Origin of the sequence: Bacillus sp. FJAT-26390 (assembly GCF_001682865.1) — a bacterium.
Lineage (GTDB): Bacteria > Bacillota > Bacilli > Paenibacillales > Paenibacillaceae > Pristimantibacillus.
This window is the reverse complement of record NZ_MAQX01000011.1, coordinates 1,134,256-1,153,716: the sequence shown is the minus strand read 5'-3', so window position 1 is coordinate 1,153,716 and position 19,461 is coordinate 1,134,256. Positions and strand designations below refer to the sequence as shown.

Genomic DNA, 19,461 nt, shown 5'->3' with positions numbered 1-19,461 from the left:
CCGCCTCCTTCTTCGTTAAAAACGGAAATATAAAAATGGATTGAACGTGGCATCAACTAAATAAGCGACCGACATGAAAAAGAGTCCCGCATGCCAGCCAAGCTGAGCGACAGGCCCGAAGCTGCGCTTGATCTCCCGTTTTGGCATGGAAGCAAGGACGAGCAATACGAGCAGAATCGCGTTCGTGTATAACAAATACAAGGACTCATTATTCCATAAGGGCTGATGATTAAATCCGAACATGGCTGCAAAATAAGCGCCCATATGGGACAGCTCGTCGAATGCAAAAAATACCCAGCCGATCAAGATGAGGAGCAGCGCGTACGCATGCCGAACCCAGGCAGGCATACGCTGCAAGAACCTCAAGCCGAACCATTTTTCAAAGACAAGAACAACCCCGAAGTATAAGCCCCAGAGCAGGAAGTTCCAGCTCGCTCCGTGCCAAATGCCGGTCAGCAGCCAGACGATCATGATGTTCCGAAGCTGCTTCCACGGCCCTTTGCGATTGCCGCCAAGCGGAATATAGACATAATCCCGAAACCAAGTGCTGAGCGAGATATGCCAGCGTCGCCAGAAGTCGGTAATGCTTCGCGCCGTATAGGGCCGGTTGAAGTTTTCGTTAAATCGGAAGCCAAACATCATGGCAAGCCCGATGGCCATATCGGAATAACCGCTGAAGTCAAAATATATCTGGAATGCAAAGGCGATAATGCCTAGCCAAGCGGTCAACGCAGGCATCGTATCGGCGCTCGAAGCGGATATCGTATGCCAAAGCAGGCCGATATTGTTCGCAAGCAGCACCTTTTTCGCCAAACCGATAATGAACCGCCTTACGCCTTCGGCGAACAGCTCGATGTTGACGCTGCGATGGCGCAGCTGCTCGGCAATCGTCGAGTACTGCACGATAGGGCCGGCAACGAGCTGCGGGAACAAAGCGACAAAGGTCCCGAAGTCGATCCAGTTGCGCTGCGCCTTGGCGGTTCCCCGGTAGACGTCAATAATGTAGGACATGGACTGAAACGTATAAAACGATATGCCGATTGGCAGCGCCAGCTCGGTTAGCGGTATTTGCGTACCTAGCCATGCATTCACATTATGAATGAGAAAGTCAGCGTATTTAAAATAACCTAGCAAAGTTAAATTAACGATGATAGAGGCGACAACGATCCATTTCCGCTGCAAGCTGCTTAGCCTCGGATTGCTTAGCAGCAGTCCGAAGCTGTAATCCGTTACCGTGGATAGCAGCATGATGGCGATATACACTGGCTCGCCCCATGCGTAGAAGACAAGGCTGGTCACGAACAATACGAAGTTTTTAATACGCCACGGCGATATGAAGTAAAGCAGCAGTACAGCAGGCAGAAATAGAAATAAGAAGAGTAGACTGCTGAATACCATACTCGTTATTTTTTCTCGAAGTAGCTATCGAATTCCGTTACGAATTTATCGGGCTGATCAGAGATGACGAAAAATACGTAATTGCCTTTTGAAACAAGCTTGTAGTTTTTAGCATTCTCGTATTGATCCTGCAAATAGGTTTCAAACTGTTTTTGTACATCGGCAGCACGCTTCTTAATGCCATCTTCAACTGCCGCAACATCCTTCGCATCCTTCACTTTAAAGACGGCAACCTCATTCGTTTTTACGTTCATCATAGGGGACATAATCGTATATTCTTCCAGCAAAGCGGGGTCAATGTAATACATTTGCTTAACCATATCGCCTGTCATTTCGACTAATGCGGGCTGCTCGATTTTGGCAAGCATGCCGTCAACCATTTCTTTGGTCGTCTTAGTCGTTACGAATTGATTTTCTTTATTAGCGGAAGTGCTGCTATTTTTGTCCGAATTCCCATTGGAGCCGGAGCATGCTGTCAGTACAAGACCTAACGCAATAACAAGCATAAATGCAAAATAACTTTTTTTCATTGTAATCAATCTCCTCGATGTCTTTATTTGATGTTTACAAAAGCTAAAAACGGTTTGTTATTCGTGAAAGTTGCAGTTTTATTTATTATGGTAAAAAATAACGCGGGTATTCACGGCTATATTCATGTGAGCTGCAAGCGCTCCTTTTAGAAAAATATCTGATTGGCATGTAGGATTTTATAAGATCATGTAGTTTAACCATAGTATTTGTGTTAGGTTTTCTAACTCACAACTAACAGAATAACGATTGAATGATGCTTTAGGAGGAGGGTGCCATGATCTCATTTCGGCAGGTCGAAAAGCATTACGGACATTTCCATGTGCTCAAAGCCATTAATCTCCAAATTGAGCAAGGTGAAGTAGTAGTCGTTGTGGGACCTTCTGGTTCAGGCAAAAGCACGCTGCTTCGGTGCATTAACCGATTGGAGACGATCACGAGCGGCGATGTCATTGTAAACGAGCATACGGTCAACGCCAAAAAGACGGATATCAATAAGCTAAGACGGGATATCGGAATGGTCTTTCAGCATTTCAATTTGTATCCTCATAAAAAAGTCATCGACAATATTACGTTAGCGCCAATGAAGGTGCTAGGGATGACGAGGCAGGACGCGGAAAAAACCGCGATGTACTATTTGGAGAAGGTCGGGATCGAGGATAAAGCAGGGCAGTATCCTTCGCAATTATCGGGAGGACAGCAGCAGCGGGTTGCGATTGCAAGGGGACTTGCGATGAAGCCGAAGGTGATGCTGTTTGACGAGCCAACCTCCGCGCTTGATCCGGAAATGGTCGGCGAGGTGCTTGATGTCATGAAGGCGCTTGCGAATGAGGGCATGACGATGGTTGTCGTAACGCATGAGATGGGGTTTGCACGCGAGGTAGCCGACCGTGTCGTGTTTATGGATAAGGGACAAATCATCGAGGAAGCTTCACCTGAGACGTTTTTTTCCAACCCGCGCGAGGAACGGGCACGCTTGTTTCTGAACCGGGTATTAAATCATTAATACAAAGGGGCGATTTTAATGATGGCAAAGAAATGGTTGAGCGTTGGCGTTATGATCATCGTATTGTCGGTGTTTGTGCTTGCGGGGTGCGGAGGGGCAAAGGAAAACGAGGCGAACAGCAGCCCAGGCGCCGGCAATGAGCCGGATGCTGCTGCAACGATTGTGGATACGATTAAAAAAAGAGGAAAGCTGGTTGTTGGCGTAAAGTACGACACGAAGCTGTTTGGATTAAAAAATCCTTCGAACAATGAAGTGGAAGGCTTCGATATCGACATCGCAAAGGCGCTTGCCAAATCGATTCTCGGGGACGAGACGAAGATCGAACTGAAGGAGGTCACCTCCAAAACGCGTATTCCGATGCTGGACAGCAATGAAATTGACTTAATTATTGCCACCATGACGATTACGGAGGAGCGGAGAAAGCAGGTTGATTTCTCCGAGGTGTATTTTAAAGCCGGTCAGTCCCTGCTCGTGAAAAAAGGAAGCGCGATTAAAGGCATCGATGATGTCAAAAAGGGAACAAAAATACTCGCAGTAAAGGGCGCCACTTCCGTCGATAACATTATTGAAAAATCGCCGGAAGCTACCGTGCTTGAATTTGATAATTATCAGGATGCCTTCAGCGCGCTGAAAGCCGGCCAAGGCGATGCGCTAACGACGGACAATGCGATCCTGTACGGCATGATGGCGCAAGATGCTGGCTTTGAAGTAGTTGGCGAGCCTTTCACGGATGAGCCGTATGGCATTGCGATCAAGAAAGGCGAGACAGCGCTTGTGGATGCCGTCAACAAAGAGCTTGCTGCGCTGAAATCAAGCGGGGAATACAATAAAATCTACGAGAAATGGATCGGCACCATGCCGCTGGAGTAACGGGAAAACAACAAAAGGAGGGTGGCTGCGGCCGCCCTTATTTCATAGGTCAGATCCGCAAAGGAGGGTAAAAGATGCCTGATTTCTCGATCTTAACCTCGCATTTGGACCTCTATATGGAGGGTTTCGTCAATACGGTCTACTCCAGCATCATTGCGCTGATCGGCAGCTTCGTGTTGGGGACGATCATTGCCGTATTCCGCATTACGTCAATTAAGCCATTGCGGTGGGCGGGCACGGCGTACGTTGAATTTATCCGAAACATTCCGCTGCTGCTCGTAGTTTATGTTTTTTACTTGGTGCTGCCGTCGCTCGGTATTGTGCTAAGCGGATTTATTTGCGGAACGATCGGCCTTGCGGTATATACGTCCTCTTTTATAGCGGAAGCCATACGAGCGGGCATTATGTCCGTGCCAAAAGGGCAGACGGAGGCGGCGATGTCCTCCGGACTCACGTATGTGCAGACGATGAGGCATGTCATTCTTCCGCAAGCGATCAAAATCGTCATCCCTCCGCTCAGCAACCAATTCATTAACTTGGTCAAAAATACTTCGGTGCTTAGCGTGGTAGCGGGCCTAGATCTTATGTACTTTGGCGATAAGGTGGCAAGCAAAACCTATATTTATATGGATACCTATATCATTGTCGGGCTCTTTTATTTGCTGCTGACTCTCCCTTTAAGTTATATGGCGCTTCAACTGGAGCGAAGACTGGCCAAACGCGGATAGAGAGGAGGAGGACAAATGGATTTTGCCAATGCTTTTACCATCGATAATTTGACATTTATTCTCGAAGGGTTCTACATGACGCTTAAAGTGGCGTTCAGCTCCATTATATTAAGCTTTGTGCTTGGCGCGATCGTAGGCACGATTCGTTATATGAAGGTTCCGGTGCTATCGCCGATTCTCGCCGTTATCGTTGAGCTGATTCGTAATTTGCCGCTGCTGCTCATTATTTTTTTCACGCGGTTCGCTTTGCCGGAGGTCGGCATTCAGCTTGGACCCGTGTACGCGTCCATTATTGCTTTGACCTTGTTCGAGGGGGCCATGATATCTGAAATCGTCCGCAGCGGTCTTAATTCCATTGAGAAAGGGCAAATCGAAGCGGCTCGTTCCTCCGGCCTCAGCCATCTCCGCACGCTGTGGCATATCGTGCTGCCGCAGGGGCTTCGCCGCATGGTGCCGCCGCTGGTCAGCCAGTTTATTTCGCTGCTCAAAGATACCTCATTAGCCGTTGTCATTTCATTGCCTGAGCTGATGAACCAATCGAAAATCGTCATCGGGCAGAGCATAACGTATGCCATCCCGGTTCTATTGTTCGCCGCGCTTCTATACTTTATGGTGAATTATGCTTTATCTTTGATAGCCAAGAAGCTGGAGACCAAGATGGTTTAACGGCGGCAGCGATCCAAAAGCTGACTTCGCAGGAGGTCAGCTTTTTTTTGTGACCATTGTCGCAATATTCAAAAAAGTGTATGAAAATAACGGCCCGTTGTTTACAATTATTTTAAATGGGGGAATGGCTTGCGAAAATATACGAATAACATAGGGATGCAAATGATACTAATAGCAGTAGTGACCGCGGCAGCGGGCGAATTTAAAATAACGCCCTTTAGCGGTGACTTGTTCCGAATCGGGCTTGGCAGCAGCGCCTTTCTGCTATTGCTTGTGTTGTTAAGGCATCTGCCTTATGTGTATACGGGTATCGTTACGGGGGTAACGGTGCTCGCCTTCCGATCGGTTATCGACGGCTTCGTTTCATTCGAAACGTTCTCGCTTATCGCAAGCATGAAGACGCATCTCTCAGCGTCGCTTTATTACATTATTTTCGCCGTAGGAATGAAGCAGATCCAGCCCTATTTGCCCAAGCTACACCCTTTGCTGCTGGCCGGCGTCTTTTCGGGCATTGATTTCATTTCCAATGAACTAGAGCTGCTTACACGCAGCCTTATATTTGATTTGCCATCCTTTTATTCTGGGCAATGGCTGCTGCTCGGCGCCACCTCCGTTGTTCGAAGCTTGTTTGTGGTTGGCATATTCAGCAGCATGATGATCAATCAGATGCGGGTCGTACATACCGAACAGAAAAAAAGAATGGATCAAATGCTGAACTTCGGATCAGGGCTGTATGGGGAAGTCTTTTATTTGAAAAAATCGATGGATGCCATCGAGCGCATTACTTCCCAAAGCTACGATTTGTACGGGAAGCTTAGTGATGCCGGAGATAAAAACATAAGCCGGTCGATGCTGGACATCACGCAGCAGATTCATGAAGTGAAGAAGGACTCTCAGCGCATTTTATCCGGCTTGCTGAAGCTGTTCGACCGCGAATCGGCCTCTGATATGACGCTATCGGAAATTATTATTTTCGTCATCGAATCCAATGAGCATTACAGCCGGATGCTGAAAAAAGAGGTTCATTATGAGAAACGGATCGGCACCGATTACGCGACCGCTCATTATATTCCGTTATTGACGATGCTTAACAATCTCGTTTCAAATGCAGTGGAGGCCATTGATACGAGTGGAACGGTTCGGATTAGCGTGTATGAGCAGGCGAATGAAACGGTGCTCGTCGTGTCGGATACGGGGGAAGGCATTGCGGAGCAAAATAAGGACATTATTTTTGAACCGGGATTTACGACCAAATTTAATATGGAAGGCTGTGCGGCGACCGGAATCGGCTTATCGCATGTTCGCGATATCGTCAGGTCTACAGGGGGAAGGCTGCGCCTGCAAGCATCCAGTCCGTATAAGGAAACGACCTTTGTTGTCGCTTTTTCAACCGATACATTGAAAATAGGGGTGTGAAGACCGATGCTTTCATTTGGTATTGTGGATGATGATGCGGCCAGCATACTGATGCTTCAAAACATCATTGAAAAAAGCTGGCTTGGCGAGGTTATCGTTACTGCGGAGGATGGAAGCGACGGGGAGAGGGCTGTTCTGGGCGCGAATCCGGACATCGTGCTTATCGATTTGCTGATGCCCGAGCAAGATGGAATCGAGACGATCAACAACTTGAAGCTAAGGGGCTACAACGGCAAGTTTGTGATGATCTCGCAAATCGAGAGCAAAGATATGATCGGGAAGGCGTATCAAGCCGGTATCGAATATTATATTCAGAAGCCGATTAATTTGGTGGAAGTGCAGGCTGTACTGTCCAAAGTGAATGAGCACTGGAAGATTGGCTGTTATTTAAAAGAGATGAAGGACTCTATGGCAAAGCTGAGCAACTTATATATGGACGCGGGGAGCAGCCAGCGGAAAATGACCGTTCGCGAAACGGTTCAGCCTATATTGAGAGATTTGGGTGTCGTCGGCGAAATCGGCAGCAGGGACATTGTCGAAATGATGGAATATCTGGTTCAGCACAATAAATCGGAGTTGCTCCCGCCTTTGAAAGAACTATACGAGCTTATTGCCCGTACCCATCATGATCAAGGCAAAGAGGGCAAGGCAGTCGAGCAGCGGATTCGCCGTACGCTGATGAGCGCGCTCTCGAATCTCGCAAGCATCGGTTTGGCAGACTATAGCAATCCTAAATTCGAGCATTATGCTCCGCTTTATTTTGACTTTCAAGACATTCGTTTGAAAATGAAAGAGATTGACGAGCAGCTGCAGCCGGAGAAGATTAAAGTGAACATTAAGAAGTTTCTGCAGGTGCTTTACTTAGAAGTGCTGGATAAACAAAGAAGCGAGCAATAGAATAGGTGAATTGATCCTTTGATCGTCCAAAGCGTCGCAGCCTTACCGGCAGTGATGCTTTTTTTGCGTTTCCTTGGAAGCATAGGGAAATGGCAGTTGGATAAAATAACAGCAGCCTGTTTTTATTCTGACTAACATGGGGTGCCTGCTTGATACAATTCAAAAACGTGACGAAACGTTACCACGACGGAATGACCGCTTTAAAAGGAATCGACCTGGAAATCAAGGAAGGCGAGTTGATTACGTTGATTGGGCCAAGCGGCTGCGGCAAGACGACGACGATGAAGATGATTAATCGTTTGGTCGAGCCTTCCTCGGGTCAAATTCTGATCGGCGGGAAGGACATTTCCCGCATTAATCCGGTCGAGCTGAGAAGAAATATCGGATACGTCATTCAGCATATCGGTTTGTTTCCGCATATGACGATCAAAGAGAACGTAGCGATCGTGCCTAAGCTGAAGGGCATCGCCAAAGATACATACGAGAAGCGTATCGATGAATTGATGGAGATGGTGGGACTTAAACCAAGCGAGTATCGGGACCGTTATCCCGCCGAGCTAAGCGGAGGCCAGCAGCAGCGAATCGGCGTCATTCGGGCGCTTGCGGCGGAGCCGTCGATTATTTTGATGGACGAGCCGTTCAGCGCGCTTGATCCGATTAGCCGGGAACAGCTGCAGGATGAATTAATTCATTTGCAGGAGGAGGTCAAAAAAACGATTGTTTTCGTCTCGCATGATATGGATGAAGCGCTGAAAATAGCCGATCGCATCGTCTTGATGCAAGGCGGCGAGATCGTGCAGGCGGATACGCCAGACCGCATTCTTCGCCGCCCGAAAAACGATTTTGTCCGCACGTTTATTGGCGGCAACCGCTTGAACGAATCGGAGCAGCTGACGGTGGACGATGTCATGGTTCCGAACCCGGTTACCGTTTCTTTGACGCGCGGCCTTGCTCATGGGGCGAAGCTGATGAAGCAGTTCCGGGTAACCAGCTTGCTCGTAACCGATAGGCATCGCCATTTGAAGGGGATCGTAACGAAAGAAATGCTGGAGGAGCAGTACCACCATGAGGATTTGACGCTTCAGGACATCATGAAATCGGATGTTCCAACCGTACTGGCTGGTACGGGTGTCGCAGACGCCGTGGAGCTGATGAGGCAGCATGGCTTGTACAGCCTTCCGGTCGTCCATCCGAGCGGCTTATTAGCCGGCTTAGTCACCAATTCCAGTCTAATTGACGCTCTGCTAAAGCAGATTTAAGAGGGAGGTAGCCATGAATTTCTGGGATGTGATCATAAGCCGCCAAGAAGATATATTTCGCGCGACCATGGAGCATATCGAGCTATCGTTTATCGCCCTTTTGATCGCGATCGTCATTTCGATTCCGATGGGGCTGCTCCTTACCCGTTTTCCACGGTTTGCGTCACCGGTAATCGGCGTAGCCTCCTTGTTTCAAACCATTCCAAGCTTAGCCTTGCTCGGGTTCATGATTCCGATCCTTGGCATAGGCATGTTTCCGGCGATCGTAGCTTTGACCGTCTATGCGCTGCTTCCCATTCTGAGAAACACATATACCGGTATTATGAATGTGGAGAAGCCGATTAAAGAAGCCGGGATCGGCATGGGGATGACGAGCATGCAGGTGATGATGAAGGTGGAGCTGCCGCTTGCTTTGAGCGTCATTATGGCGGGTATCCGCACGGCCACCGTAATGTTGATTGGCGTTGCCACGCTTGCATCGCTTGTTGGAGCGGGCGGGCTTGGCGATTTGATTTTCCGGGGCATATCGACGGTAAATACGGAATTGATTTTGGCAGGGACGATTCCATCTGCATTATTAGCTTTGCTCTTTGACTATTTGCTGGGCTGGATGGAGCGGGCAGTCACTCCAAAAGGAACGCGAAAAGGCGGCAAAAAAACGTCCAAGCTCGTAAAAGGCTTGCGAATTGGTCTAGGCACGGTACTGATTCTGGCAATTGCGGCAGGCATCGTGGCGAAAGGAAATCCATTTGGTTCCGATTCCATCGTTGTGGGCGGGAAAAATTTTACCGAGCAGGATATTTTAGCGCATATGATGGCCTCTTTGATCGAAGCGAAGACGGACCTCAAGGTCGTCCGCAAACCTTTTCTCGGTGGATCGCAGGTCACGCACAGTGCGCTGGTCAAAGGCAACATCGATATTTACCCGGAGTATACCGGAACCGGCTGGACATCGGTGCTGAAGGAAGAGCCGATCGGCGGCAAGCCGGAGGAAACGTATGAGAGAGTGAAGGCTGCTTATGAAAAGAACTTCAATGTGACATGGCTGCAGCCCATCGGCTTCAACAATACTTACACGCTTGCTATGAAACGGGAACGCGCCGAGCAGGAAGGGATCGAAACCTTTGCGGATTTGGCGCAGAAATCACAAAAATTCATTTTGGGCGCGACGCATGAGTTTTTGGAACGCCCAGATGGATATATCGGCCTGCAGCAGGCATATGGAATGAAGTTCAAGGAAGTGAAGGGGCTGGACCCCGGCCTAACCTATAGCGCGGTTAAAGAAGGAACGACGGACGTGAATGACGCCTTCTCCACGGATGGCCGTATAGAAGCGTTTGGCCTGAAGGTAATCAAGGATGATAAGCAGTATTTCCCGCCTTATTACGCAGTGCCCATTATCCGGATGGACACGCTTAAGGAGCATCCCGAGCTGGCGGAGGTGCTTAATCTGCTTGCGGGCAAAATCGATGACCGTGCGATGTCGGTGCTGAACGGCAAGGTCGATCTCGAAGGGAAGCAAGCACGCGAGGTCGCCGAGCAGTGGCTGAAGGATGCGGGACTGATCGAGGGTAAATGAAAAATAGAGCTAGAACCTAGCTCTATTCCATTCAAAATAGCTGAAATTACGGGAATAAGTCTAGAAACTAGACTTATTTCGGCGCGCTCTCCGCCAAATGAGGTGCCGAGACACCCCGCCGGCTGAATATAGAGCTTTTATTTGTGCGCGCTTGTGCTGGAATAATTGCGATCCTCGGAGTTGCTGCTCACAAGCTCGCATAAGCCTGTTGCTGCAAGCTTGTCCAAGTACGCGGCAACGGCGATGTAGATGCCCGGCTTGCCGGTTGACATTCGCTCATCCGAAGCGAGCTTCTGCTCGATCAAGAAATTCGAGATCGCCAGCGTGCTGATGCGCCCATATTTCAAGGCATCGTCAACGACGCGCTGTGCGGAAGGAGCCAGGTAAAAAGGGCTGGACTTCTTAGCGCTTCCGCTGCTCAGCTCGGCTTCTCGCAAGGCGGCGGCTCCCAGCTTCCTGCCGGCCTCCTCATAGGCATAAGCATCCTGATTAACAGCAGGCGCAGGCTCATCAAATACAAAAGCGCCTTGGCTCTCTTCCATTTCGTCGAAGACGAAGGCGCCCTGACTGCTTTCCGCATTGTCGAACACAAAGGCAGCTTGGCCGTCATCTGTTTCTGCAAAGCTAAAAGCAACCTGAGCGGTGTCCTCATCGTTAAAGCTGAAAGCAGCTTGTCCTTCGTTCGCCTCATGCGTGTCCACAGGATCGACTAGCCGGCCGCCGCTTTCTTGATCATCCGTGTCGTCTGCCGGCTCATTATAATAGGTTAGAGCGGCAGCAATCCTCTTCTGCCTGCTCGCTTGGTCAAGCTCGCGCAGCCTGCCGCGCAGGCGCGCCAGCTGCCTGTCGAGCAGCGGAAGCTTAGCGTCCAAATGCGCCTGGATATCTTGCGGCACCTCCAGCTCAGCGGGCAGCGGCAGGAAAAGATGCTGATCGAGCTGCCAGCCATCCCGGTATTTGATGAGCATTTCGTTAAGCTCGCCATCGAGCACATCAAAGCCCTTCATAATATCCGAAATCGCCTTCGCATCGATCCCGGTATGCAGCTGCAAATGCTCAATTCCAAAGTAGCGTACCGTGTTCGAAGGCAGATGAAGCACTTGATGCTGATAGCGCAGCGATCTGCCGCATTCGCATTTCGTATGCGGCGACACTTCGCCGCTATCGGTAAACCCGATATAATCCCATTCCTCGATAAATGACTCTATATCTTCAAACTGTGCATCCTCGGGGATGAATTGGCATTTTTTGCGTGCCAGCTGCCGTGCGAACAAGGTTCTCCGGCCTCTAACCAGCTCATGATGCAAAAAATGACGTTGCTCCTCCGACAGTTTTCCCATGATGTGATCGCGCTGCTCCAGCGTCATCTCGTATTTCATCTCGCACCTCGCACTCTGAACCTTTATTTATTCACATTATAGATGGGGATGAGGAAGAAGTCATTAGCGATGAGGTGTATAATAGGGAGAAGTTGAAGTCATTACATCATAAAGGCAGGTCATCATACATATGTCGAGTAAAAAAGAAAAAATCGAAGCGCCTAAAATTCCGGACGGTTTAACAGCATTAGACGTCCCTGATTACGAATGGGCGGACGAGCATGAAATTAGCGACAGCATCATTCAAGATTGCAGCATTCAAAATCAATCAGCCTATAAGGTTTGCTTCGACAGGGTCGTGCTCAGCAATGTGGTGTTCCGGGGCACTAGCCTGCGGAAAGCGGAATTTACCGATGTTCGTTTTGAAAACTGCGATTTATCGAATATTGATCTGAGCGAAACGATTATGCACCGGGTTTCATTTCATAACTGCAAGCTGCTTGGCATGGATATTACAGGCTCGACGCTGCGCAACGTATGGTTCGAGCAATGTTACGCGGATTATGCGGTACTGCGCTTCTCGAACGCGAAGGGCGTTAAGTTTGAGAAAAGCTCGCTAGCGAAAGCGGACATGTCGAATATGACCTTGGCTCAATTTTATTTAAGGGAAGTGAATATCGATCAAGCGCAGCTGTCCCAGACGAAGCTTGGCGGCATCGATATAAGCAGCTGCGAATTTAACGGCTTGGGCGTATCGCTCGAGGATTTGCGCCGCTGCATCATCTCGCCGGCGCAGGCGATTACGTTCGCGACGATTTTTGGGCTGGTTGTGGACGATGGCATGTAATGACATAGGGAATACGAACGCAACCCCGGAAGGCTTATAGCTTGAAGGGGTGTTTTTTTGCGCTTGCGGCAGCGGCAAGGTTGTATTAATTCACCTGTGCACAGAGTGAACAAATCAAACTTAAGTTCATATTTCTGCGTTGGAAAAGCTATAACACGGGTCATTCTGGAAGTTCATTCCCGTCCGAATTGTTCAGTTGAAGAGGCAGCGCATCTCCGTTATCATTCGGTGTGACGTTCCAAAGCACATCATTTGTAAACGCATACAACAGGAGCGATATTAGGGATTGAAGGAGGAATACCATTGTTACGGAAAAAGAAATGGTTGTCTTTGGCGCTCTGCTGCTCTTTGCTCGCATCCTTTCTCACCTCGCTGGCACCTGCTTATGCGGCGAATGAGAGCCAGATGACAACAGCTGCTGTCACGGACGAATTTACGGAACAGGAGCTGAAGGATAACGACTACATTGTTTATTTCGTCAATGCAGGGGACGCAACGCCAGCAACGGTGGAGGGCAGCGATAAGCTGGGCCTCTATAGCTCGGTTACCGAGCAGGTGTATGGGGTCGATCCGATAACGAAAAAATCATGGGGTTTAGTCACAACGACCAGCGCGACGAACGTGCGCGATGCAACGACGAAATCGGGCTCATTGCGATACTATAACGGCACACAAGTGAGAGATAAGGCAATTTCTTACGATTTTGAGCTGCCGCAGGGCGAATATGACGTGACATTCGGCTTCAGCAACCCATGGAGCGGCAGAAGCGTGAATTTGCTTTTGGAAGGGAATAACGTATCCGGCGGTGATTTTGCAATTGGCGGCGATGGAGCCGAGAAGGTCGTTACCTATCGCAAGGTCAATGTGACCGATGGGCAGTTGAATGTGCGCATACAAGGGCCGGCAACCGCTGCGCTCTCCAATTACAATGATCCGCTTATTAACTATCTCGTCATAAGATTGAACATTACGGTGCCGCTTGCAGATTTGGAAAATAAAATAGCGGAAGCCAAGCTGGATGCGGCGGGCACGAATTATACGCCGTACAGCCTCGCAGCATTAAATAAAGTGATTCAAGAGAGCGAGACGCTGCTTCAATCGCTGCTGAGCAGCGGCGCCGACATTACGGAGCCTGCGGTGCAGGAGCAGATTATCTCCGGGATCGCAGCGTTGTCGAAAGGAATATCGGAGCTGGCGATAAATGAGCCGTACGATTCTTTTAAGCCGGGGGATATTTGGCGAGATACGAACGGAGCGCTTATTCAGGCGCATGGCGGCGGCATGATGTACGATGAGGTGACCAGCACCTATTACTGGTACGGCGAGGATAAAACTTACGGTTATTTGCCGGCCCGCGGGGTCAGGGTGTACGCCTCGAAGGATCTATACAACTGGGAGGATCATGGGCTTGCGCTTACCGCGATTGAGTCTGCCGATGATTTTGTGAACGATCCTCTTATTTCAGAGCTGTACGCTGGCAGAGAGGACAAAGCGGACATTTTGAATGATATCGGCACGGATCGGATCATTGAGCGTCCGAAGGTGATTTATAACGATAAGACCAAAAAATATGTGATGTGGATGCATACCGACGGTCCGAGCGCTACGTCAACGGCTAACTACGCGAAGGCAGAAGCGGGATATGCGCTCAGTGACTCTCCTTTTGGGCCATTCGTGTACCAGGAAAGCCATCGCATGGATCGTGCTCCGGAGGGAGCTGCGGACAACGGCCAGCCATACCAGCCGGGAATGGCGCGCGATATGACCTTGTTCAAGGATGATGACGGCACAGGCTACTTGGTTTATTCCAGCGAGGAAAATTTGACGATCTATATTTCCAAATTAAATGATTCCTACACAGATGTAGTAGGTTGGCATAAGGATGGCAATGTTGAGCGCGATACAGCATACAAAGCGGTTCATGGCGTCGATTATGTACGTGTATTCCCGCTTGCCCAGCGCGAAGCGCCAGCTTTGTTCAAGTACCAAGGGAAATACTACATGATTACGTCCGGCGCCACGGGATGGGCTCCGAACGTGGGCAAATATACGGTTGCCGACAACATTATGGGACCATGGAAGACGATGCGCGATGTCGCGCCGGGCAGCTCTACGACCTTCGGCTCGCAAAGCACACAGGTTATACCGGTAGATGCTGCCGCAGGCAAATTCATTTATATGGGTGATCGTTGGAATCAAAACGATCTTGCGAATTCCCGTTACATCTGGCTGCCGATTGAATTTGGCCAAGGTGATGAGATCGCTTTGCGCTGGCAGGATGAATGGAAACTTGATGTGCTGGACGGTATGGGGAAAGTAGAGGTAAATACCACCCTTCCGGCAAGCACGACTATTGGAGTGGCACCTGCGCTACCGGATGTCGTTAATGTGACTTTATCGGACGGTACGATAAAGGATACGCCTATTGCTTGGAGCGTGAATGCCGATTCATTCCAAAAGCCAGGCGTGGTAAACATCAGCGGCTTGTTAACGGAACTATCGAACAAGAAGGTTGAGATTCAGCTGTATGTCATCCCTAAAGGCGGCGCATATTTTGTCCATGCAGGCGGTGCTGACACCCAGGATTATAAGGACATGATTGCGTTAATGGGCGAGGAAAATGTGCTTAACGGAGCCATTATCGATCAGAAATACGATCCTGCGAATGGTCAAAGCTGGGGGTATGTCGGAGACAATACGTTGACGTCGGGAACGAGCTCCGGCGATCTCTTCGGCTCCTTGCGGTATTTGAAGGGCAATTCCGGCGATGATCTCACCTATCGCTTCGATATCGGCAACGGAAGCTACAATGTCTATGTCGGACTATATGATCCTTGGTCCCAATATTCAAATGGCAAACGAATAGCTGATCTATTATTGAATGGCACGGTGAAAACGAACGGATACGTATTCACGGCTGCAAAGGATGTATTAAGTTATGACGATGTAGCCATCACGGATGGCAAGCTTGAGCTGACGGTACATAGGTCGGCCAATGCGGGAGCATCGAGCTCCGATCCGCAAATAAGCTGGATCATGATTGCGGAGAACGGCGAGAAGCCGAGCCCGAGCCCTAGTCCCGATCCGACACCAACACCGACACCGACATCAAGTCCGGACCCGACACCGACATCAAGTCCGGACCCGACACCAAGCCCGGATCCGACGCCAAGCCCAAGCACGGACCCGACACCAAGTCCAGTGTCGACACCGAATCCAAACACGAATCCGGCGCCTAGTCCGTCGCCGAGTATATCACCGAGTGCAACGCCAAGCCCAAGTGCCGAACCGCAGCCGGTTTTCCCTGATGCTGTAGGGCACTGGGCAAGCGCATCGATTGCCAAGCTTGCCGGCCAAAAAATACTGGGAGGTTTTCCTGACGGCAGCTTTAAGCCGGATAAGCAGATGAGCAGAGCAGAGTTTGCGGCTGTCGTTTCCAGATTGCTTCATTTGGAGCCTTCAGAAGGTAAAACGAGCTTTGAGGATATTCCGTCAACAGCCTGGTATAACCAATATGTTATGGGCTTGTATGAAGCGGGAATCATTACAGGCTTTCAGGACGGCAGCTTCAAGCCGAATCTAGAGCTGACGAGAGAAGAGGCTTTCGTTATTTTGCACAGAGCATTGAAGGATCAATTAAAGGTTTTAGCTGATGCGAGCAAGCCGACCTTTACGGACAAGGCAGGCATATCCAGCTGGGCTAATGAAGCGATTGAAGCTTTAACGGCGGCTGGTGTAATCAAAGGATACGAGGACGGCACCTTGCGTCCAAAAGACAAGATTACGCGCGCGGAGATTGCGTCGATCGTAGCTAGCCTCGTAAAATCATAATAATTACGAAAGGCATCCTCGATAACGGGATGCCTTTCGTTTATTTTTAAAGCATAAAAATGATATACTGTTGTGAAAACAATCGATTATTATGGCAAACGATGATATGATTTAAATAACTAAATTAGACGATTAATTGTGCGCATGTAGGAGGCTATTTACAGATGGAGTACATCAGTACAAGAGGAAATGTTGGCAAAATAGGATTTATCGATGCGTTTATGATGGGTCTGGGCAATGATGGCGGTCTGCTTGTGCCTAACGAAATTCCGGTTATTTCCGCGGACACGTTGAAGGAATGGCAGGAGCTAAGCTATCAGGAGCTGGTGCTCGCGATATTCTCGCATTTTACGAACGGTGAAATTCCTGAGCAGGATCTAAAAGATATGGTATATGCGAGCTATTCGACCTTCCGCGATCTGGAAGTGACGCCGGTGCGCAAATTGAAGGATGATCTTTATTTGCTGGAGCTGTTCCACGGCCCTACTTTCGCATTTAAAGATATCGCCCTGCAATTTATGGGCCAGCTGTATACGTATGTAGCGGCTAAACAAAATAAAAAAATTCATATTCTCGGAGCAACCTCCGGCGATACTGGCGCTTCGGCGATCGAAGGCGTCAAAGGCAAGGAAGGCATCAAAATTTGTATCTTGCACCCGCATGGCAAAGTAAGCAAAGTGCAGGAGCTGCAAATGACGACGGTTCAAGAGGACAACGTGCTGAATCTGTCGGTGGACGGCAACTTTGATGATTGCCAGCGCATGATTAAGGATTTGTTCGCTGACCTTGACTTTAAGGCGACCAATCATTTGGCGGCGATCAACTCGATCAACTTCGTCCGTATTTTGGCGCAAACGGTTTACTACTTCTACGCCTATTTCCAAGTCGTGAAGATGGCGGATGCGAAGCAAGTAAACTTCAGCGTACCGACGGGCAACTTCGGCGATATTTTTGCAGGTTATTTGGCGAAGCGTATGGGCCTTCCGGTTGGCAAGCTCATTCTAGCTACGAACGAAAACAATATTTTGGAGCGCTTTATCCTTGAGGGCGTGTACAAGCCGGGAGATTTCCGCAGCACGTACAGCCCGTCGATGGATATTCAAGTAGCAAGCAACTTCGAGCGTTACTTGTACTACGTGCTGGGCGAGGATGCCGCACAAATCCGTACGCTGATGGATCAGTTCAAAGCGGAAGGACAAATTGTCATTTCCGGAGAAGCGCTGAGCAGGGTGCAAGCGGAATTTGGCGCGCATGGGGTACAAGGGCAAGAGTGCTTGAGCACGATTAATAAATATGAAGCGGAAAATGGCTACTTGCTTGATCCGCATTCCGCTTGCGGCGTAGCAGCGGCTGATAAATACAGCGGCGAGCAAGGGATCACGATCTCGCTTGCGACAGCTCATCCGGCTAAGTTTAACGAAGCCATTGAGCTTTGCGGAATCGAGCAGCAATTCCCTGAGCAAATCGCTTCGCTATTCAACAAAGAGCAGCGCCAGACTCGCGTAGACGGTTCGCTTGCGGCGGTAGTCCGTGAACTGGAAGTTTTCTATAACGCAAAATAATAATGATTCAACTATCAAATAAAGCTGCGGTAATGAAGGGATTCGCCTTCTTGCTGCAGTTTTTTTTAATTCAAGCTGAAATTTTTCTCTTATTTTTACATATTGTAACAAATTGAGACAAATGGTATGATTTACAAAACTGCCATTCTAGGAGGAAATACAGGGGTGTCTTATCTATCTAAAACAACAAAAGAAGACATAATGGAAGGCAATTACGACCGTCCAATTGGTGTGAGCATACTTGCTATCTTACTTATTATTAACGGTGCTGTGCTATTAGTAGCACAGTTATTAGCATTTTCTAAGCTGAATGAAGCATCCTCATTTATCGGGGTATCTAATGTTTTTTTTCAAGGAGCACTTGGTTTTTAGGGGTTCTTGGCATTTCTGCCGGGATCGGGATGTGGCGTGGGAAAAAAGTGGGTTGGTGGCTAGCCATCTTTTACTTCGCATATGAAATTACTCGAAACGTAAATGCATGGTTTACCATTAAAGTGATTTCAGATCAGTTTGCTGTTTCAGGACAGAGCCTGAATAGCTATTACATTAAATACGGGATAAGGATTTTATGGAATGTCCTGATTTTATATTTTATGTGTCGTGAAAATGTTACGTTTTTTTTCAATACAACGGAAACGAAAAAGTGGAAAGCGCTGCTTATTGTGTTTGCCTATTGTATAGCGATTTTATTATTGGGTTCCATCTTAAACCTATTCAATTAGTAGGGCTGTTGTATTACAAAAGCACTTCCATATAAAATTGAAGCGAAAAGAGCCACTTCAGCAATCTGAAGTGGCTCTTTTGCGATAGAAGCATCTACACTTATTTGCGTGCGGTTATAAAAAACCGATGCTCCGTACTTTGAATAAAGCCATTCTGCTCCAGCTTTTCTTGCAATAGGATGAGTTTATCCAAGCACTCTCGCACCGAAAATCCAGGAAACTCCCATTCAATGATTTTCGCAAAATAAACCAAAGCCCCTACATCATAAAATTGCAGTAAAGGGAAATGCTCCATACCCTCAATGAGTGTAAACCGTGCCTTCAATAGTTCGTCTCGGCAGGTTTGCAGATTAAAGTTGGGATCCGTTAAGCTCACTTGTTGGCCGAGCAGAAACGTTGATAATTCCCTGTTGTTTTGTCCGCCAACCTGCTGGGTCACGAAAATGCCGCCAGGTTTTAAAATTCGGTGAACCTCTTGCGCGGAGAAGGATTCATGCCGATTGATGACCAGATCAAAAAAATCACTCTCAAACGGCAGCTCATGATCATCGCTCACCAGCCTTACATCAATTCCAAATGCGGGCAGCGTATTTTTGCATAGCTCATAATTAGGCGTATAAGCTTCGGTTGCATAAGTTTTGCCCTTTGGAGGAGAGAGCGACAATGAAACTACCCGCCGCCTGTTCCATATCAAGGAGTGTAGTTGTGCTCTGCATGTAGGATAATGCGGTTGTTCTGTAATCCCAAGGGAGCTCCTGCGTTGCTCTTTAGCCCCCTAATTCCATTGGAGTCCGAATTGGAATCCATAGTACACTATGTATATGGATGAGGTG

At 48.6% G+C, this 19,461-nt stretch carries 16 protein-coding genes; 12 read left to right on the top strand and 4 right to left on the bottom strand.

Going from position 1 to position 19,461, the window contains the following annotated elements; all coding sequences use genetic code 11:
• Window positions 1–15: 15 nt before the first annotated feature.
• A complete protein-coding gene (locus A7975_RS16715) occupies window positions 16–1,398 on the bottom strand; it encodes an MBOAT family O-acyltransferase (protein ID WP_065385818.1) in 1,383 nt (460 codons plus the stop codon).
• A gap of 5 nt (window positions 1,399–1,403) precedes the next feature.
• Window positions 1,404–1,928, bottom strand: a complete 525-nt coding sequence (locus A7975_RS16710; protein ID WP_065385817.1) for a DUF4358 domain-containing protein — start codon at window positions 1,926–1,928, stop codon at window positions 1,404–1,406.
• Window positions 1,929–2,203: 275 nt separating this feature from the next.
• Here A7975_RS16710 and A7975_RS16705 point away from each other — a divergent pair, with 275 nt between their 5' ends.
• From A7975_RS16705 to A7975_RS35280, 8 genes are all read left to right on the top strand, one after another.
• Window positions 2,204–2,932 carry an amino acid ABC transporter ATP-binding protein gene (locus A7975_RS16705; protein ID WP_053372553.1) on the top strand — a complete coding sequence of 243 codons (729 nt, stop codon included), beginning with the start codon at window positions 2,204–2,206 and terminating at the stop codon, window positions 2,930–2,932.
• 18 nt (window positions 2,933–2,950) lie between these two features.
• Window positions 2,951–3,802, top strand: a complete 852-nt coding sequence (locus A7975_RS16700; protein ID WP_053372552.1) for a transporter substrate-binding domain-containing protein — start codon at window positions 2,951–2,953, stop codon at window positions 3,800–3,802.
• Window positions 3,803–3,876: 74 nt separating this feature from the next.
• Window positions 3,877–4,530 carry an amino acid ABC transporter permease gene (locus A7975_RS16695; RefSeq protein ID WP_053372551.1) on the top strand — a complete coding sequence of 218 codons (654 nt, stop codon included), beginning with the start codon at window positions 3,877–3,879 and terminating at the stop codon, window positions 4,528–4,530.
• Between the two features lie 15 nt (window positions 4,531–4,545).
• On the top strand, window positions 4,546–5,196 hold the full coding sequence (locus tag A7975_RS16690) for an amino acid ABC transporter permease (RefSeq protein WP_053372550.1): 651 nt from the start codon (window positions 4,546–4,548) through the stop codon (window positions 5,194–5,196).
• Between the two features lie 129 nt (window positions 5,197–5,325).
• Window positions 5,326–6,612: an ATP-binding protein gene (locus tag A7975_RS16685; protein ID WP_255314299.1), complete on the top strand. Its 1,287-nt coding sequence runs from the start codon at window positions 5,326–5,328 to the stop codon at window positions 6,610–6,612.
• 6 nt (window positions 6,613–6,618) lie between these two features.
• Entirely contained in the window at window positions 6,619–7,509 is an 891-nt protein-coding gene (locus A7975_RS16680; RefSeq protein WP_065385816.1) for a response regulator, read from the top strand.
• 149 nt (window positions 7,510–7,658) lie between these two features.
• Window positions 7,659–8,768 carry an ABC transporter ATP-binding protein gene (locus A7975_RS16675; RefSeq protein WP_053372548.1) on the top strand — a complete coding sequence of 370 codons (1,110 nt, stop codon included), beginning with the start codon at window positions 7,659–7,661 and terminating at the stop codon, window positions 8,766–8,768.
• A 13-nt stretch (window positions 8,769–8,781) separates the two neighbouring features.
• A complete protein-coding gene (locus A7975_RS35280; RefSeq protein WP_065385815.1) occupies window positions 8,782–10,347 on the top strand; it encodes a glycine betaine ABC transporter substrate-binding protein in 1,566 nt (521 codons plus the stop codon).
• A 137-nt stretch (window positions 10,348–10,484) separates the two neighbouring features.
• Here the strand turns inward: A7975_RS35280 and A7975_RS16665 are convergent, their stop codons facing one another.
• On the bottom strand, window positions 10,485–11,726 hold the full coding sequence (locus A7975_RS16665; protein WP_065385814.1) for a DUF3895 domain-containing protein: 1,242 nt from the start codon (window positions 11,724–11,726) through the stop codon (window positions 10,485–10,487).
• A 130-nt stretch (window positions 11,727–11,856) separates the two neighbouring features.
• On the opposite strand from A7975_RS16665, the gene A7975_RS16660 reads away from it, so the two are divergent.
• The 4 genes from A7975_RS16660 to A7975_RS33705 all read left to right on the top strand — a co-directional run bounded on the left by A7975_RS16660 (window position 11,857) and on the right by A7975_RS33705 (window position 18,278).
• The gene (locus tag A7975_RS16660) at window positions 11,857–12,513 is read left to right on the top strand and encodes a pentapeptide repeat-containing protein (protein ID WP_053372545.1); all 657 of its coding nucleotides are present in this window, start codon (window positions 11,857–11,859) and stop codon (window positions 12,511–12,513) included.
• A 303-nt stretch (window positions 12,514–12,816) separates the two neighbouring features.
• Window positions 12,817–16,344: an S-layer homology domain-containing protein gene (locus tag A7975_RS16655; protein WP_065385813.1), complete on the top strand. Its 3,528-nt coding sequence runs from the start codon at window positions 12,817–12,819 to the stop codon at window positions 16,342–16,344.
• A 164-nt stretch (window positions 16,345–16,508) separates the two neighbouring features.
• Window positions 16,509–17,906, top strand: coding sequence for a threonine synthase (gene thrC / locus A7975_RS16650; protein WP_065385812.1), 1,398 nt, complete (start codon window positions 16,509–16,511; stop codon window positions 17,904–17,906).
• 165 nt (window positions 17,907–18,071) lie between these two features.
• Window positions 18,072–18,278, top strand: a complete 207-nt coding sequence (locus tag A7975_RS33705) for a hypothetical protein (protein ID WP_141680315.1) — start codon at window positions 18,072–18,074, stop codon at window positions 18,276–18,278.
• 450 nt (window positions 18,279–18,728) lie between these two features.
• Here the strand turns inward: A7975_RS33705 and A7975_RS16640 are convergent, their stop codons facing one another.
• Window positions 18,729–19,292 carry a class I SAM-dependent methyltransferase gene (locus A7975_RS16640; RefSeq protein WP_065385811.1) on the bottom strand — a complete coding sequence of 188 codons (564 nt, stop codon included), beginning with the start codon at window positions 19,290–19,292 and terminating at the stop codon, window positions 18,729–18,731.
• Between the last annotated feature and the right edge of the window lie 169 nt (window positions 19,293–19,461).

Bases quoted from the DNA above. Each gene is read 5' to 3' on its own strand.
- A7975_RS16715 (WP_065385818.1), bottom strand. From the start codon at position 1,398: ATGGTATTCAGCAGTCTACTCTTCTTATTTCTATTTCTGCCTGCTGTA.
- A7975_RS16710 (WP_065385817.1), bottom strand. From the start codon at position 1,928: ATGAAAAAAAGTTATTTTGCATTTATGCTTGTTATTGCGTTAGGTCTT.
- A7975_RS16705 (WP_053372553.1), top strand. From the start codon at position 2,204: ATGATCTCATTTCGGCAGGTCGAAAAGCATTACGGACATTTCCATGTG.
- A7975_RS16700 (WP_053372552.1), top strand. From the start codon at position 2,951: ATGATGGCAAAGAAATGGTTGAGCGTTGGCGTTATGATCATCGTATTG.
- A7975_RS16695 (WP_053372551.1), top strand. From the start codon at position 3,877: ATGCCTGATTTCTCGATCTTAACCTCGCATTTGGACCTCTATATGGAG.
- A7975_RS16690 (WP_053372550.1), top strand. From the start codon at position 4,546: ATGGATTTTGCCAATGCTTTTACCATCGATAATTTGACATTTATTCTC.
- A7975_RS16680 (WP_065385816.1), top strand. From the start codon at position 6,619: ATGCTTTCATTTGGTATTGTGGATGATGATGCGGCCAGCATACTGATG.
- A7975_RS35280 (WP_065385815.1), top strand. From the start codon at position 8,782: ATGAATTTCTGGGATGTGATCATAAGCCGCCAAGAAGATATATTTCGC.
- A7975_RS16665 (WP_065385814.1), bottom strand. From the start codon at position 11,726: ATGAAATACGAGATGACGCTGGAGCAGCGCGATCACATCATGGGAAAA.
- A7975_RS16660 (WP_053372545.1), top strand. From the start codon at position 11,857: ATGTCGAGTAAAAAAGAAAAAATCGAAGCGCCTAAAATTCCGGACGGT.
- thrC (WP_065385812.1), top strand. From the start codon at position 16,509: ATGGAGTACATCAGTACAAGAGGAAATGTTGGCAAAATAGGATTTATC.